Raw genomic sequence first — 16283 nt, 5'->3', positions numbered from 1 at the left:
CGATAATGCAACAGTGTAACGTAACGTAATTAGCCCGGCGGTCAAATTACAAAATGGAACATCTTTTATGCCACCTGCACTTGATTGCGTCCCGCTGCCTTGGCCCTGTAAAGCGCTTCATCGGCTCGCTTGAGGGCCAAGTCGCTGCGCTCGCCAGGTTGAAACTGCGCTACGCCCATGGACACCGTGATCGTCACCGGCTCGCCCTTGAAGTGGAACGGGCATGCCTCGATGGCCGCGCGCAATACTTGAGCGACAGCCAAGGCATCCGCCAAGGCTGAGTCGGGCATCAGCAGCACAAACTCCTCACCGCCGAAACGCGCGATGAAGTCGGTGGGCCGCAGGCGCTTGCTCAGCACGTTGGCGATGATCTTGAGCACCTTGTCACCCGCCAGATGACCGTAGCCATCATTGATGCGCTTGAAATGATCCAGGTCGAGCATCGCCAGCGACAGGCTGTTGCCGCGTTGATGCCAGGCGTTGACCTCGTGATCAAGGCGTTCGCTCCACGCTGCCCGGTTGGGCAGGCCGGTTAGCGGATCGAGCAAGGCCTTCTGGCGCTGTACTTCCAGGTGCTCACGGTAGCCCTGGGCTTCCTGCTCCATGTTGGCCACCCGCTCAGCCAGGGTTTTGAGGCGCGCCGCCACTTCCTGCTCACGTTGGTCACGCTGCTGCTGATGCTCGTCCATGGTCCCGAGCAAGCCTTCGAGATGGCTTTCGAGTACCTGCTTGAGGCTGCTCAGATCGGCGGCTTCCTGCACGCTGCTTTGCAACCCGTCGACCTGTTCACGAATCTGCGTATCCAGCTCCCGCGCGGCCAGGCTGCTATCGGCGTGGCCCTCGCTGGCAACCTGCAGGTGGCCCTGAAATGCCTCAAGGCGCTCGTTGAGTTGCTTGAGATAAGCCTCGAACTCATGCTGGCCACTGTCGGTGATCGCCAGCATCAGCACCGCCAGGTCATCCAGGATCGGGATCAGCTCGTACCAATTCAAGCCGTGGGCAAGCCGCTCGCGCATGGCTTCGGCCTGGGGCCGGTGACGTTCAGGCAGGGACAGATCTTCCAACAGGCCCAGTAACGTATCTTCAATGTGCTTGGCCACCGAGCTGTAGGACGGCTCAGGCGAGTCGGGCAGGGCGTATATCCCATCGGACTGCAGTTCGTCGGGCTCGGGAACTTCCAGCACAGGGGGGAGAGACAGGCTACCTATGCTGGTTTGATCCGGCGCGTCGACTTCAACCTGCGGCGCTTCAATAAAGGCGGCGAGCGCGCTTTCAGGGGCTGGCTCTTCTATCGGCGGCTCAGGGGCCTGCACAGGTGAAGCAATCGGGGCTGCAGAAGGCGGTGCCTCGAATGCGAAGGTGTCGCGAGCCGCTTCCACCGGGGCCGGCGCTACCAGTTCCGATGCGGGAGCGAGCGGCGTTTGTGGTTGCGGTGCAAAGGCACGCAAGGCCTGGGTCAACTCTTCGGACTGTACGGGCTCCTGCGGCTCGGGCGAAGGTGGCGGCGCAGCGGGCTTTGACGGCGCCACCTGCGCGGTGGGCAGTGGCGCAGCGTCAACCTGCGGCGCTTCACTCGATGCCTCCTTACTGCCAAACAGGCGCTGCAGCAGCCCAGGACCCGCGCGTGAGGCTTCGCTTTCAGGCTCCAGATTATTCAGCGCCTGCCCTTGCAGGCTGCTTAGCTCACTGAGCAACAGCGGTATCTCCCGCGCTTGGCCGACGCGGCTATCGAGCTGTTTGGCAAAGGCTTTCAGCGGGCGGGCCACCTCGCGGGGCAACGCAAGCCTTTGCAACTGGGCAACCAGGGCCGTGAGTGCGGTGCTGATCTGGTCAACCCGGGTTTCGCGGCGCTGCTCGGAATCCAGCACAGCCTTTTCCAGGCGCGGCAACAGCGCGGCGAGGGCTGCGTCCATGTCGTCCGTGCGCACTACATCACGCATTTCTTTCATGCATTGATCAACAGCGCGGTCAGTCCCTTCAGCCGCCAGCGTGCTGCGTACCAGGCCGCGGCGCAGCAGGTCGAGGCGGGCGGCCCAGCGGCGTTCGAGCTTGTCTTGTTGCTCGATGCTCTTGAGGTATTTCTCTTTCCAGCGCTGGGCGTCGTCGCTCATGCAAGAGGTCCGCGAGGGCCTGGGCTCAACGCGGGTAATGCATCAGCGGTAAGCGAACCCGGCAGACGAATCTCTACCGCGACGGGCAGGTGATCGGAAATGGGCTGCGCCAGCACTCGCACACTTTCCAGTGTAAGGCTCGGGCTGAGCAGGATGTGGTCAAGGCAGCGCTGCGGGCGCCAGCTGGGAAATGTGGCTTCGACTTGCGGGGCCAACAGGCCCAGGTCGCGCAGCGGGGAATTCTGCAACAGGTCGTTGGCATGGGTGTTCATGTCCCCCATCAACACCTGGTGCTTGTAGTTACCAATCAGGTCACGCACATAGGCAAGCTGCAGGTTGCGGGTACGTCCGCCGAGTGCCAGGTGCATCATCACCACCACCAAGGCTTCAGGACCTTCACCGAAACGCACGAGGATCGCACCGCGGCCTTTCGGACCCGGCAGCGGGTGATCCTCGATGGCGGTCGGCTTCAAGCGGCTGAGCACACCATTACTGTGCTGTGCCAGGCGCCCCAGGTTGCGGTTGAGCTGCTGATACCAGTACGGAAACGCGCCGAGCTGGGCAAGATGCTCCACCTGGTTGATGTAGCCCGAGCGCAGGCTACCGCCGTCAGCCTCCTGCAAGGCGACCAGGTCGAAGTCGCTGAGCAGGTCGCCGATCTTCTGCAGGTTACCGGTACGCCCCTTGTGCGGTAGAACGTGCTGCCAGCCACGGGTGAGGTAGTGCCGGTATTTCTCGGTACTGTTGCCCACCTGAATGTTGAAGCTGAGCAGGCGCAAGCGGCTGTCTGCCGGCAGGCCCGTGGCTTGCAGGTGGCGTTCGTTGACCTGCGGCTCGTGCAAGCCAACAACGCGTTCGGTACCCCAACGGCGCATGGCGGGCCCCTTACTTGGCTGCGCGTTCTTTGGCGATCAGTTGGTCGGCAACATTGAGGACCGCTTCAGGACCACCGGCAGTGCCCAGGTCGAAACGGTACTTGCCGTTGACGATCAGGGTTGGAACACCCGTCACTTCATACTTCTGCGCGAGAGCCTTAGCCTGGGCGATCTGCCCCTTGATAGCGAAAGAGTTGAATGTATCCAGAAACTTCGCTCTATCCACGCCCTGGGTGGCGATGAAGTCAGCCATTTCGTCCGGCTTGGTCAGGCGCTTGCCCTGCTTCTGGATCGCTTCGAAAACAGCGTTGTGTACTTTGTGTTCCACACCCATGGCTTCGAGGGTCAGGAACAGTTGGCCGTGGGCATCCCATGGGCCGCCGAACATGGCAGGAATACGCTTGAAGTTAACGTCCTTGGGCAGCTTTTCCGCCCATGGGTTGATGGTTGGTTCAAAAGCGTAGCAATGCGGGCAGCCATACCAGAACAGCTCCACCACTTCGATTTTGCCGGGTACCGACACCGGTACAGGGTTAGCCAATTCAACGTAGGTTTTACCGGCTTCAAGCGGCACATCGGCTGCTTGCGCGGTCATGCCGAAGAGGCTGGCAGTGACGAGAGCGGCGCTGAGGATCAGATTACGCATGCTTTACTCCTGGACAAATAAAGTCGCCTCACGCGACCTTTGTTGTGACAGGTCTACGCGGGCATGAGTTCGTTAGTGTAACGGCAGCGGCCACAAAAAAGGGCGGCCTGAGCCACCCTTTTATGCTTGCATCGCGGGATTAATCGAGCGTTAACGTCGAACCCGCTCAGTGCAGGCCCTGGATATAACTGGAGACGGCTGCAATGTCTTCGTCACTCAGCTTGCGAGCGATGGTGCGCATGATTGCGGCGTCGCCATCATTCGCTCGTCCGGCCTCTTCCTTACGGAAATCGGTCAGCTGTTTGGCGATATAGGTAGCATGCTGGCCACTCAGGTGCGGGAAGCCAGCGGCGGCGATGCCAGCGCCATTTGGCGAGTGGCAACCGGTGCAGGCAGGCAAGCCTTTTTCCAGGTCACCGCCACGGAACAGCTTTTCTCCGCGAGCGACCAATTTAGGATCAGCAGCTCCCACACTGCCTTTCTGGCTGGCAAAATACGCCGCGAGGTCCGCCAGGTCCTGATCGTTGAGATTGGTCAGCATGCCGGTCATTTCCAGCACTGTGCGCTTGCCGTCCTTGATGTCGTGCATCTGCTTGCTCAGGTAACGTTCACCCTGGCCGGCCAGTTTGGGGAAGTTCGGCGCCGGGCTGTTGCCATCCGGCCCGTGGCAGGCACCACATACGGCGGCTTTCGCTTGACCGGCAGTGGCATCACCTGTGACGGGGCCCTCTGCAGCGACGGCAGCGCCTGTGATGCCCAAGGTCAACAGCAGACTCACGATCAGTTTGTTCATCAGCTAATCCAACTACGGCTAAGGGTTTAAGAGTTATCTACCGGGTTTACTCACCGCCAACTCAATGACGGCCTGGTAATCCTCAGTACTGCAGTCCATGCACAAACCACGCGGCGGCATTGCCTTGAAACCCTGGGTCACGCGCTGCATCAGCGCGACCACACAAACTCGGTTGTACAGCGCTTGTGGATCCTGTGTAGCCTGAGCGCCGTAAAGCGGGTTCAGGACACCAAAAGCGGCAACCATTGAGGCCATACATCGACCTTTTCAGGGTTTGAGAGCGTTTTGCGTTCTAATGCGCAATAAAGGTCTTTCGCTCCCGTGAACTTCATCCTTCGCTGGGACAAAGCACACACAAAATCTGCGGCATTATATACTGGCGCTACTGAAACGGAAACGACACCGCTTGCCGCACCCTTTTTCGGCACCGCCCACATCGGAAATCTCATGCAACTCAAGAATCCCATCCTCGGCCTGTGCCAACAGTCCACGTTCATGCTCAGCGCCGCCAAAGTGGACCAATGCCCCGATGACGAGGGCTTTGAAGTCGCCTTTGCCGGCCGCTCCAACGCTGGCAAATCCAGCGCACTGAACACCCTGACCCACGCCAGCCTGGCGCGCACCTCGAAAACCCCGGGTCGCACGCAACTGCTCAATTTCTTCAAGCTAGACGATGATCGGCGTCTGGTCGACCTGCCGGGCTACGGTTATGCAAAAGTACCTATCCCGCTGAAGCTGCACTGGCAGCGTCACCTTGAGGCTTACCTGGGTGGCCGGGAGAGTTTGAAGGGTCTGATTCTGATGATGGACATCCGCCATCCGATGACTGACTTCGACCTGCTGATGCTCGACTGGGCCGTCGCCAGCGGCATGCCGATGCACATCCTGCTGACCAAGGCCGACAAGCTCACCTACGGCGCAGCCAAGAACACGCTGCTCAAAGTGCAGTCCGACATCCGTAAAGGCTGGGGCGATACGATCACTATCCAGCTGTTCTCGGCGCCGAAGCGCATGGGCCTGGAAGAGGCTTACACGGTGCTGGCCGGCTGGATGGAATTGGCGGACAAAGGCGCAGAAGCTACCGAGTAACTTTTCTGCGGGCAAAAAAAACCCCGGACTTCGTATGGGGAGGGAAGTTCGGGGTCCAAGTTCCGGACCGCTAGGGCGGGGTCCAGATATCTGCCAACACTTAACACAACATAGGAGCATTGAAGGGCTTCACCACCCATTCAGTAACTCTGAGTGGCAGTTCACAGGTTAAGTTCCGGCAGCTCCAAAAAACTATTGGAAATAACTGACGGCGATTTGCGCTCTAAAGCACTGCGCCAGCACCCTCGGTGTTGGCGCAGCTCTGCAATCAGTGCGCTTGGTCCCAGTTATCGCCCACGCCCACATCCACCACCAACGGTACGTCCAGCTGGGCTGCAGCACTCATATGTTCGCGAATCTTCTCGCTGACTTGTGGGACCAGGTCCTCACGTACCTCCAGCACCAATTCGTCGTGCACTTGCAGGATTACCTTGGCATCCAGGCCCGACTCGGTCAGCCAGTTATCCACCTGCACCATGGCTTTCTTGATGATATCCGCCGCCGTGCCCTGCATGGGCGCGTTAATGGCTGTGCGCTCTGCCGCAGCGCGCTCCTGAGGCTTGTTGGAGTTGATATCCGGCAAGTACAGGCGCCGCCCGAAGAAGGTTTCCACATAGCCTTGGTCCGCTGCCTGGGCACGCGTGCGCTCCATGTATTCGCGAACACCTGGATAGCGGGCGAAGTACACATCGATGTAGGCCTTGGCGGTCTTGGTATCGACGCCGATGTCCTTGCCAAGCTTCTGGGCTCCCATGCCGTAGATCAGGCCGAAGTTGATTGCTTTGGCACTGCGGCGCTGGTTGGACGTGACTTCAGCCAGCTCAACCTTGAATACCTCGGCAGCCGTGGCGGTGTGCACGTCCAGATCGTTTCGGAAGGCGTTCATCAGCCCTTCGTCCTTGGACAGGTGCGCCATGATCCGCAGCTCGATCTGGGAATAGTCCGCCGCCAGCAGCTTGTAGCCCTTGGGCGCGACAAACGCCTGGCGAATCCGCCGCCCTTCGGCGGTGCGCACCGGGATGTTCTGCAGGTTCGGGTCGCTGGAGGACAAGCGCCCGGTTGCCGCTACCGCCTGATGGTAAGACGTATGAATGCGCCCGGTGCGAGGGTTGATCTGCTCCGGAAGGCGGTCGGTGTAGGTACTTTTGAGCTTGCTCATGCTGCGGTACTGCATCAGCACCTTGGGCAACGGAAAATCATCTTCGGCCAGTTTGGCCAGCACTTCTTCGGCGGTGGAAGCCTGCCCCTTGCCGGTCTTTTTCAACACCGGCATCCCCAGCTTCTCGTAGAGAATCGCCCCAAGCTGCTTGGGTGAACCGAGGTTGAATTCTTCACCGGCGATCTCGAAGGCCTGGCGCTCCAGCTCGACCATCTTGTTACCCAGCTCGATGCTCTGGATGCCCAGCAGCTCCTTGTCCACCAATGCGCCCTGGCGCTCGATACGTGCCAGTACCGGCACCAACGGCATCTCGATATCCGTCAGCACACTGGCCAGGCTCGGGATCGCGGCCAGCTTTGCGTGCAGCTCCTGATGCAGGCGCAAGGTCACATCGGCATCTTCGGCTGCGTAAGGGCCAGCCTGTTCAAGGGCAATCTGGTCGAACGTCAGCTGCTTGGCGCCTTTGCCGGCAATGTCCTGGAAGCTGACCGTGTCGTGGTCCAGGTACTTCTTCGCCAGGCTGTCCATGTCATGGCGGGTCGCCGTGGAGTTCAGCACGTAGGATTCGAGCATGGTGTCGAAGGCGATGCCACGCACAGTGATGCCCTGTGCAGGGTCGCCACCGATGGCGCAGTTGGCGAGGATGTTCATATCGAACTTGGCGTGCTGGCCAACCTTGAGTTTGGTCGGGTCTTCCAGCAGCGGTTTCAAGGCCAGCAGCACGGTGTCCCGATCCAATTGATCCGGCGCGCCGATATAGGAATGGGTCAGCGGGATGTAGGCGGCTTCATGGGGCTGCACAGCAAACGAGACCCCAACCAATTGCGCCTGTTGAGCGTCAATGCCGGTGGTTTCGGTATCAAAGGCAAACAACGGCGCATCGTTGAGTTTTTTCAGCCACACGTCGAAGGTGGCCTGGTCCAGGACGGTGGTGTAAACCGCCTCTACCGGTACCGATATAACGGCCTCGACCGGCGTTTCGGCGGCAGGTGCAACCTCGCTCGCCGACTTGAGCTCCACACGCTTGGCATCGCGCTGGATCTCGTCGTACCAGCTCTTGAACTCAAGCAGCGTGTACAGCTCCAGCAGCTTTTCGCGATCCGGCTCGATCAGGTGCAGGTCATCCAGGCCCACGTCCAGTGGCACATCGATCTTGATCGTCGCCAACTGATAGGACAGGAATGCCATCTCCTTGTGCTCTTCAAGCTTGGCTGGCAGGGTTTTGGCCCCGCGGATAGGCAGCGTCGGCACAATATCCAGCTGCTCATAAAGCTCTTTGAGGCCGCCATTCACTCCCACCAACAAGCCCGAGGCGGTCTTCGGCCCAATACCCGGGACGCCTGGGATGTTGTCGGACGAATCGCCCATCAACGCCAGATAGTCGATGATCTGCTCGGGAGCGACGCCGAATTTCTCCTTTACGCCCTCAACGTCCATCGAGCTACCGGTCATGGTGTTGACCAAGGTAATGTGCCCGTCCACCAGCTGTGCCATGTCTTTATCGCCGGTCGAAATCACCACCGGGCGGCTGGCGGCCGCGCTGCTGCGCGCCAGGGTGCCGATCACGTCGTCAGCCTCGACGCCTTCGACGCACAGCAACGGGAAGCCCAGGGCGATCACGCTTTGATGGAGCGGCTCGATTTGCAGGCGCATGTCATCGGGCATACTCGGGCGGTTGGCCTTGTACTCGGCGTACATCTCATCGCGAAAGGTCCCACCCTTGGCGTCGAACACCACCGCGAACGGGCTGTCCGGGTACTGCTTGCGCAGGCTTTTGAGCATGTTCAACACGCCCTTGACCGCACCGGTCGGCAGGCCTTTGGAGGTGGTCAGCGGTGGCAGCGCGTGGAAGGCGCGGTACAGATAAGAAGAACCGTCCACCAGGACGAGGGGCGCTTGGCTCATGAGCAGGATCAACCTTTTCGGCGGGTCAGGCGCTAGAATAGCCGGACCAATGAAAACAAAGGGACAAGGTTATCATGCGTACATTCAATCGCCTGCTGTTGACCGGTTTGATTGCACTCGCTCCGATGGCTGCCATGGCGGCAGACGATGCCCCTTCGGCAGACCCGGAAGTTACCATTCGCACGGAAGGCGACAAGACTATTCAGGAGTACCGCCAGAACGGCTTCCTGTACGCAGTCAAGATCACAAAAAAAGGCTTTCCACCGTATTTCCTGGTGCGCGCGGACGGAACCGATGCGAACTTCATCCGCTCTGACCAGCCGGATATGCTGATCCCGTCATGGAAGATCTTCGAATGGAAATGATTTCTTAATTTTAACCGGCGCTGCTAAGCCAGCGCCCGTAACGGCAGTTTTAACCATGTCTGTGTTCACCCCCCTGGCTCGGCCCGAGCTGGAAACCTTTCTCGCCCCTTATGGGCTCGGCCGCCTGCTTGATTTCCAGGGGATTGCCGCCGGCAGCGAAAACACCAATTTCTTTATCAGCCTGGAGCAGGGTGAGTTTGTCCTGACCCTGGTTGAGCGCGGCCCCGTGGCAGAAATGCCGTTCTTCATCGAACTGCTCGACGTGCTCCACGACGCCAACCTGCCGGTGCCTTACGCTTTGCGTACCACCGACGGCATCGCTTTGCGCGAACTCAAGGGCAAACCCGCCTTGCTGCAACCGCGCCTGGCCGGCAAGCACATCAAGGACGCCAACGCCCAACATTGCGCCCAGGTCGGCGACCTGCTCGGCCACCTGCACTTGGCGACTCAGGGCGAAAAAGTGCTGGAGCGCAAGACCGACCGCGGGCTGGACTGGATGCTCAGTGAGGGCGCGCAGCTGATTTCACACCTCAACGACGCACAGCAGCGCCTGCTGCAGGACACATTGAGCGAGATCGAAACCCACAAAGCTGACATCCTCGGCCTGCCACGGGCCAACGTTCACGCCGATCTGTTTCGCGACAATGCGATGTTCGAAGGCACACACCTTACGGGCTTGATCGACTTCTACAACGCCTGCTCGGGGCCGATGCTCTACGACGTGGCGATTGCCTTGAATGACTGGTGTTCGGATGCCGATGGCGTGCTTGATGGGCAACGAGCGCGGGCGCTGCTGGGAGCCTACGCGGGGCTGCGACCGTTCACCGCGAAGGAGGCCGAGCTATGGCCGACCCTGCTGCGTGTGGCGTGCGTGCGTTTCTGGCTGTCACGACTGATCGCCGCGGAGTCGTTTGCCGGCCAGGATGTTCTCATTCACGACCCCGCTGAGTTCGAGCACCGTCTGGCGCAACGCCAGCAGGTCAGTGTCCACCTGCCGTTCGCGCTCTAAAAGGCCTACTCGGTCAAAAAAATGTGGGAGCTGGCTTGCCTGCGATAGCGGTGTCGACTGACACGCCGCCATCGCGGGCAAGCCCGCTCCCACATTGGTTATGCGGCGATGGTTAAAGCGACTCCAGACAGCCAGCCAAATCATTACCTAGCTTCTCCAGGACCTGCTCATAACCCTGAGCGGTAGCCGGGGTATAGCCACCCAACGCATCCAGCTCCGCCAACTTCACCGGCAACCCGGCAACCAGCGTCTCGGCCAATCGCGGCCGCAACGGCGGCTCGCTGAACACGCAGGTCTTGCCCACCTCCTGCAAGCGCGTGCGCATCGCCGCTACATGCTGGGCACCTGGCTGCACTTCGGCGGCCACGCTGAATACGCCGGTGTGCTTGAGGCCGTAAGCCTCTTCGAAGTAGTCAAACGCCTCATGGAATACGAAGTAAGGCTTGCCATCGACGCTCGCCAGTCGCTTTTTCAAGCGCGCATCCAACGCATCCAGGCGCTCACCAAAAGCTTTGGCGTTGCTCTGATAACGCTCGGCGTTTGCAGGATCAGCCGCACTGAGGTCCGCAGCCATGCGCGTGGCGATTACCCGCGCGTTCACCGTTGACAACCATAAATGCGCATCGACGCTGCCAGGTCGATGATCATGGTCATGCTCGTCGTCATCGTCGGCGTGGGAATGGCTATCTTCGCCGAAAATACGTAATTTCATCCCTGGTAGGCCCTGGACGGCCACGGTAGCGGTCGTACGGCCTTTCAACACGCGCGGCAAAAAGGTTTCCATGTCCGGTCCGATCCAATACAACAGGTCCACCGACTGCACGCGCCGTACGTCGGATGGGCGCAATGCGAAGTTATGCGGCGACGCACCCGGCGGCAGCAATACCTCCGGAACCGCCACACCGTCCTGCACCGCCGCGGCAATCAGCTGCAACGGCTTGATGCTGGTCAGCACCTTCACATCGGCCTGAGCGGCACCCGCAACGAACAAACTGGTGACAAATACGACAAAAACGGGAAAAAGTCGGGACACGATGACCACTCAATGGCGTAGGAACGGGTAACATAATAACGTCTCTATCAAATATCTGTCGCCGCTCATGCCTAAAACACCGCTTGCCAGCCGTCCCCACGACCACTCTCACTGCGTGCACACCGCATTGTCAGAGGCCGATACCCTGTGCGCACAAAAAGGCTTGCGCCTGACCGCCTTGCGTCGCCGGGTGCTGGAGTTGGTGTGGCAGAGCCACAAACCGCTGGGCGCGTACGACATTCTTGGCGTACTCAGCGAACAGGACGGCCGCCGCGCTGCACCACCTACCGTGTACCGCGCACTGGATTTCCTGCTGGAAAATGGCCTGGTTCACCGTATCGCCTCGCTCAACGCGTTTGTCGGCTGCAACCACCCGGAGCACGCGCATCAGGGCCAGTTCCTGATCTGTCGCGAGTGCCACGCGGCCATCGAGCTTGAACAAAAAAGCATCAGTGACGCCATTATCCAAAGCTCTGCCGACGTCGGCTTCAAGGTCGAGGGGCAAACGGTTGAAGTGGTCGGCCTGTGCGCGGGCTGCCAGGGGGCTTGATGAGCAACGCGTTGATCCGTCTGGAGCAGGTCGGCGTCACGTTCGCCGGACAGAACGTGCTGGAAAACATCGCGCTGAGCGTGGAGCCGGGGCAAATCGTCACGTTGATCGGCCCCAATGGCGCAGGCAAGACCACCTTGGTGCGCGCCGTGCTTGGCCTGCTCAAGCCCGACAGCGGCAGTGTATGGCGCAAGCCCAAACTGCGCGTGGGCTATATGCCGCAAAAACTGCACGTGGACCCGACCCTGCCGCTGTCCGTATTGCGCTTCCTGCGCCTGGTGCCCGGTGTCGACCGCGCCCGTGCACAGGCCGCGCTCAAGGAAGTCGGCGCCGAGCAGGTGATCGACAGCCCGGTACAAAGCATCTCCGGCGGCGAAATGCAGCGCGTGCTGCTGGCCCGCGCCTTGTTGCGCGAGCCAGAGTTGCTGGTGCTCGATGAGCCCGTACAAGGCGTCGACGTCGCCGGCCAGGCCGAGTTGTACAGCCTGATCACCCGCCTGCGCGACCGCCATGGCTGCGGCGTGCTGATGGTCTCCCATGATCTGCACCTGGTGATGAGCACCACCGACCAGGTGGTCTGCCTCAACCGCCATGTGTGCTGCTCCGGCCACCCGGAACAGGTCAGTGGCGACCCGGCGTTCGTGGAACTGTTCGGCAAAAACGCCCAGAGCCTGGCGATCTACCATCATCATCACGACCACGCCCATGACCTGCATGGTGCCGTTGTCGATACTCCCCACGTTCATGGAGATAGCTGCAAGCATGGCTGATTTTCTGCTCTACGCCCTGCTGGCAGGCTTGGCTCTGGCACTGGTGGCGGGCCCGCTGGGCTCGTTTGTGGTCTGGCGGCGCATGGCCTATTTCGGTGACACCTTGTCCCATGCGGCGTTGCTGGGCGTGGCCATGGGCTTTCTGCTGGACGTGAGCCCGACCATCGCCGTAACCGTGGGCTGCCTGCTGCTGGCGGTACTGCTGGTGACCTTGCAACAACGCCAGCCGCTGGCCTCCGACACCCTGCTGGGCATCCTCGCGCCAAGCACCCTGTCCCTGGGCCTGGTGGTATTGAGCTTCATGCATGAAGTGCGCATCGACCTGATGGCCTACCTGTTCGGCGACCTGCTGGCGATCAGCCCGACTGATCTGGCCTGGATCCTCGGCGGCAGCGCTGGCGTACTGGTGTTGTTGGTGGCCCTGTGGCGCCCGATGCTGGCGATCACCGTGCATGAAGAACTCGCCCGGGTTGAAGGCTTGCCCGTCGCAGGGCTGCGCATGGCCCTGATGTTGCTCATCGCCGTGGTGATCGCTGTCGCGATGAAGATAGTCGGCGTATTGTTGATCACGTCGCTGCTGATCATTCCCGCCGCCGCCGCCCAGCGTCATGCCCGCTCACCGGAGCAGATGGCAATCGGCGCCAGCCTCTTGGGAATGTGTGCAGTGTGCGGGGGCCTGGCGCTGTCCTGGTTCAAGGACACGCCAGCCGGGCCGTCGATTGTGGTTACGGCGGCCGCCCTGTTTCTGCTGAGTTTTGTCCTGCCCCGTCGAGGGGTGTAGACTTGCTCGCTTTTTGCGCAAATAGAGAGTCGCAGGAATGAAGCCGTTCACCTCCCGTTATCTGCTCCTTGCCGCATTTTCCCTGCTGCTGGGTGCCTGTCAAAGCACGCCGCCCGCTGCCCCCGAGGCCCCGGACGCACGCGCTGTGGCCATCGCGCAGCTGGAGCAAAACCTGGCCAGCAGCGAACTGGCAACCGCCGAAGACCAACTTGCGGCGTTGCAGGCCCAGTCCCCCAACGATCCCGCACTTGAGGCCTATCAGCGTCAACTGGCCGAAGCCTACCTGCAGCGCAGCCAGATCGTGCTGCAAAAAGGCGATGTCAACGCCGCCGCCACCGCCCTGAGCCGGGCCCGCGCGCTGATGCCAAAAGCCCCGGCACTGACCGGTGGCGTCAACAGCGCTATCAGCCATGCGCGCAAGGCCGAGCTGGATCAGGCAGAAGCCGCGTTGAAAGCCGCCGAAGCCAAGCCTGCGGCCAAGGTCATCGACCCCGCAGCGCCGAGCACCACCGTGGCGCTGAACCTCGCGGATGTCGAAGACATGCGTCATCAGTTGGACGCCATCGCCACCGACGTGGTGAATTACCAGTGCGATGTCAGCATCCAGGTGCCACGCACCCAGGATTACCCGTGGCTGGCCACATTGCTGACCAAACGGGTGAAACGAATTGATTCGGGGTATGACCTGAAGATTCACCGGCAGATCCTGAAACACATTCCGGCGCAGGTTGTGCTGATTCCGCGCAAGGCGGACTAAAAGCATCGCAGGCAAGCCAGCTCCCACATTTGAAGGGTGAACACATTCAAGTGTGGGAGCTGGCTTGCCTGCGATGACGATCTAACAAACAACCGATAATTTAAGCTGGAATCGCCTTGGATTTCGGCTCCCGCTCCCAAACCCGATGCTGTGCAATCGCAGCAAAGAACGCCTTGAACGCCTTGGCATCAGCGCCCACGATCAACCCCGCATCCGCTTCCAGCTTCAGCAAGTCCAGCAACGGTTTCACATCACTGGCCACCGCAATCGCCTTGAGGTGCTTGTACGCTTCCAGTACGTAATGCAACGCCACGCCATCGCCGCTCAACGCCTTCACCGAGTCCTTACCGCCCGGGATAAACACCGCGTCGAAGGCAATGGACGGCATGCCTTCCATCGAAGCGTCTACGGGTAGCGTCTTGCCATCGGCAGTGGTCACAGGCGCCGAAGTCGGGCCCAGCAACTTGGCATGGGCACCCTCTGCCTCCAGCGCTGCCTTGAGCGCATCAATTGCCGCACCATCAACGCCGTTAGCCGCCAGAATCGCCACTTTGCGCGTCTTGATATCGCCAGACAGCAAATTCACCTGGCTCAATGCCGGTGATTCCTTCAGCGATGTTTCACGTGCGGGCACTGTGCCCTTGGTCGGCGCTGGCAAGCCCAGGTTCTGCGCCACGCGTTTGGCCAGTTCCAGGTCAATGTTGGCCAGGATCTCGTTGACTTGGCGCGCCCGGATAAACTCGCGCTCAACCTTGCCCAACTCGAAGCTGTAGGCCGCGATGATGTGCTCTTTCTCGTGGTGGCTCATGCTGTTGTAAAACAACGTGGCCTGGGAGAAATGGTCGCCGAACGACTCGCTGCGCTCGCGCACTTTATTGGCATCGACGCGCTCGTAGTAGGACTCGAAACCTCCATCGGCAGGACCGGCAGGCGTTTCTTTCGGCCAGCCACCATCAATCGAGTTCGGCTCGTACGAGGCCCGCCCTTTATCGATCACGGTGCGATGTTGAGCGTCGCGCTGGCCGTTATGGAAAGGCACTACCGGGCGGTTGATCGGAATCTCATGGAAGTTGGGGCCGCCCAACCGACTGATCTGCGTATCCGTGTAGGAAAACAAGCGGCCTTGCAGCAGCGGGTCATTGGTAAAGTCGATGCCCGGCACGATATGGCCAGGGCAAAACGCGACCTGCTCGACTTCAGCGAAGAAGTTATCCGGGTTACGGTTGAGCACCATCTTGCCCAGCGGCGTGATCGGCACCAGCTCTTCAGGAATAATTTTGGTCGGGTCGAGCAAGTCGAAATCGAACTTGTGTTCGTCTTCTTCCGCCACGATCTGCACACCCAGTTCCCACTCGGGGTAATCGCCGCTCTCAATCGATTCCCACAGGTCACGGCGGTGATAGTCCGTGTCCTTACCGGCCAGCTTTTGCGCCTCGTCCCATACCAGGGAGCACGTGCCTACTTTTGGGCGCCAGTGAAATTTCACGAAGCTGGATTTACCTTCGGTATTGATCAAGCGGAAGGTGTGCACACCAAAACCCTGCATGGCGCGCAGGCTTTTTGGAATCGCCCGGTCAGACATGGCCCAGATCACCATGTGCGCCGACTCCGGCTGCAACGACACGAAATCCCAGAAGGTGTCGTGTGCCGAGCCGCCGGTAGGTATCTCGTTGTGCGGCTCAGGTTTTACCGCGTGTACAAAGTCAGGAAACTTGATCGCATCCTGAATGAAAAACACCGGCATGTTGTTGCCCACCAGGTCGAAGTTGCCTTCGTCGGTGAAGAACTTCACGGCAAAACCGCGCACATCGCGCACGGTGTCGCCGGAACCGCGCGGGCCCTGCACCGTGGAAAAACGCGCGAATACCGGCGTTTTATGCTCGGGCGTGCGCAGGAAACCGGCCTTGGTCAGTGCCGAATGGTCACCATAGCTCTGGAAATAACCATGGGCGCCGGTACCACGGGCATGCACGATGCGCTCAGGGATACGCTCATGGTCAAAGTGCGTGATCTTTTCACGCATGATGAAGTCTTCCAGCAGCGAAGGGCCACGGGCGCCGACTTTCAGGCTGTTCTGGTTGTCGGAAATCTTCACTCCCTGGTTGGTGCGCAGGGCCTGGCCGGTCGCATCGGAACGGAATTCTTCCAACGCCTGCAATTTGGCGTTGGTATTGCCTCGGTCCAGGGTATCAGTGCCCGCGACTTCACTCTTGGGCGGGGTGGCTGGCTTCTTGGTACTCATCAGTCAAAACTCCTTAGTCAAAGTGGCCAGAGCGTTCCCCGGCTCGTTTGAGCGAAACCCCAGGCACGGCACCCGGGAGATCGAATTGCTTAAGTAGTGACTGACAGGGTTTTGCGCCGTTCCTTTTTTATGACCTTTGGTCTCGTTATTGCCAAATCGCTGGATGGATACGAAATAAATGCTAAGAAACACTAGATG

15 protein-coding genes are annotated in these 16283 nt (G+C 60.2%); 7 read left to right on the top strand and 8 right to left on the bottom strand.

Annotated elements, in window-relative coordinates:
- Nucleotides 1-65: 65 nt before the first annotated feature.
- From E3O56_RS02590 to E3O56_RS02570, 5 genes are all read right to left on the bottom strand, one after another.
- On the bottom strand, nucleotides 66-2111 hold the full coding sequence (locus E3O56_RS02590; RefSeq protein ID WP_248127771.1) for a GGDEF domain-containing protein: 2046 nt from the start codon (nucleotides 2109-2111) through the stop codon (nucleotides 66-68).
- Nucleotides 2108-2986, bottom strand: a complete 879-nt coding sequence (locus tag E3O56_RS02585; protein ID WP_248127769.1) for an endonuclease/exonuclease/phosphatase family protein — start codon at nucleotides 2984-2986, stop codon at nucleotides 2108-2110. Before E3O56_RS02585 ends, E3O56_RS02590 begins: the two co-directional genes overlap by 4 nt.
- A gap of 10 nt (nucleotides 2987-2996) precedes the next feature.
- Nucleotides 2997-3632, bottom strand: a complete 636-nt coding sequence (gene dsbA, locus E3O56_RS02580; protein ID WP_248127767.1) for a thiol:disulfide interchange protein DsbA/DsbL — start codon at nucleotides 3630-3632, stop codon at nucleotides 2997-2999.
- 166 nt (nucleotides 3633-3798) lie between these two features.
- Nucleotides 3799-4425 carry a cytochrome c4 gene (locus E3O56_RS02575; protein WP_248127765.1) on the bottom strand — a complete coding sequence of 209 codons (627 nt, stop codon included), beginning with the start codon at nucleotides 4423-4425 and terminating at the stop codon, nucleotides 3799-3801.
- Nucleotides 4426-4458: 33 nt separating this feature from the next.
- Nucleotides 4459-4680 (bottom strand): cytochrome, encoded by a 222-nt coding sequence (locus E3O56_RS02570; protein ID WP_103734073.1) that lies wholly within the window; start codon nucleotides 4678-4680, stop codon nucleotides 4459-4461.
- Nucleotides 4681-4872: 192 nt separating this feature from the next.
- Between E3O56_RS02570 and yihA the strand changes: the two genes are divergently transcribed.
- Nucleotides 4873-5514 (top strand): ribosome biogenesis GTP-binding protein YihA/YsxC, encoded by a 642-nt coding sequence (gene yihA, locus E3O56_RS02565; RefSeq protein WP_005783451.1) that lies wholly within the window; start codon nucleotides 4873-4875, stop codon nucleotides 5512-5514.
- Between the two features lie 268 nt (nucleotides 5515-5782).
- Here yihA and polA read toward each other — a convergent pair whose 3' ends face one another.
- Nucleotides 5783-8578 (bottom strand): DNA polymerase I, encoded by a 2796-nt coding sequence (gene polA / locus E3O56_RS02560; protein ID WP_078822721.1) that lies wholly within the window; start codon nucleotides 8576-8578, stop codon nucleotides 5783-5785.
- A gap of 74 nt (nucleotides 8579-8652) precedes the next feature.
- Between polA and E3O56_RS02555 the strand changes: the two genes are divergently transcribed.
- Both E3O56_RS02555 and E3O56_RS02550 read left to right on the top strand, forming a co-directional pair.
- On the top strand, nucleotides 8653-8943 hold the full coding sequence (locus tag E3O56_RS02555) for a DUF2782 domain-containing protein (RefSeq protein ID WP_032878552.1): 291 nt from the start codon (nucleotides 8653-8655) through the stop codon (nucleotides 8941-8943).
- 55 nt (nucleotides 8944-8998) lie between these two features.
- The gene (locus tag E3O56_RS02550; protein WP_248127763.1) at nucleotides 8999-9952 is read left to right on the top strand and encodes a homoserine kinase; all 954 of its coding nucleotides are present in this window, start codon (nucleotides 8999-9001) and stop codon (nucleotides 9950-9952) included.
- 112 nt (nucleotides 9953-10064) lie between these two features.
- Here E3O56_RS02550 and E3O56_RS02545 read toward each other — a convergent pair whose 3' ends face one another.
- Entirely contained in the window at nucleotides 10065-10994 is a 930-nt protein-coding gene (locus E3O56_RS02545; RefSeq protein WP_103734075.1) for a zinc ABC transporter substrate-binding protein ZnuA, read from the bottom strand.
- A gap of 46 nt (nucleotides 10995-11040) precedes the next feature.
- Here E3O56_RS02545 and E3O56_RS02540 point away from each other — a divergent pair, with 46 nt between their 5' ends.
- Genes E3O56_RS02540 through E3O56_RS02525 form a run of 4 tightly spaced genes read left to right on the top strand, consistent with a single transcriptional unit; the run spans nucleotide 11041 to nucleotide 13843 of the window.
- Entirely contained in the window at nucleotides 11041-11535 is a 495-nt protein-coding gene (locus tag E3O56_RS02540; RefSeq protein ID WP_177327430.1) for a Fur family transcriptional regulator, read from the top strand.
- A complete protein-coding gene (znuC, locus tag E3O56_RS02535) occupies nucleotides 11535-12305 on the top strand; it encodes a zinc ABC transporter ATP-binding protein ZnuC (RefSeq protein WP_005783440.1) in 771 nt (256 codons plus the stop codon). Before E3O56_RS02540 ends, znuC begins: the two co-directional genes overlap by 1 nt.
- Nucleotides 12298-13086, top strand: coding sequence for a zinc ABC transporter permease subunit ZnuB (gene znuB / locus E3O56_RS02530; RefSeq protein WP_032878556.1), 789 nt, complete (start codon nucleotides 12298-12300; stop codon nucleotides 13084-13086). The genes znuC and znuB overlap by 8 nt, the downstream gene beginning before the upstream one ends.
- A gap of 37 nt (nucleotides 13087-13123) precedes the next feature.
- Complete coding sequence (locus tag E3O56_RS02525) at nucleotides 13124-13843, top strand: PA5502 family lipoprotein (protein ID WP_005783438.1); 720 nt, start codon at nucleotides 13124-13126, stop codon at nucleotides 13841-13843.
- Between the two features lie 100 nt (nucleotides 13844-13943).
- Here the strand turns inward: E3O56_RS02525 and katE are convergent, their stop codons facing one another.
- Entirely contained in the window at nucleotides 13944-16085 is a 2142-nt protein-coding gene (gene katE, locus E3O56_RS02520) for a catalase HPII (RefSeq protein ID WP_078822718.1), read from the bottom strand.
- Nucleotides 16086-16283: the final 198 nt, after the last annotated feature.

Source organism: Pseudomonas sp. W2Aug9 (assembly GCF_023127755.1).
GTDB lineage: Bacteria > Pseudomonadota > Gammaproteobacteria > Pseudomonadales > Pseudomonadaceae > Aquipseudomonas > Aquipseudomonas synxantha_A.
The sequence above is the reverse complement of the archived record's forward strand: the minus strand, read 5'-3'. Positions and strand labels throughout refer to the sequence as shown.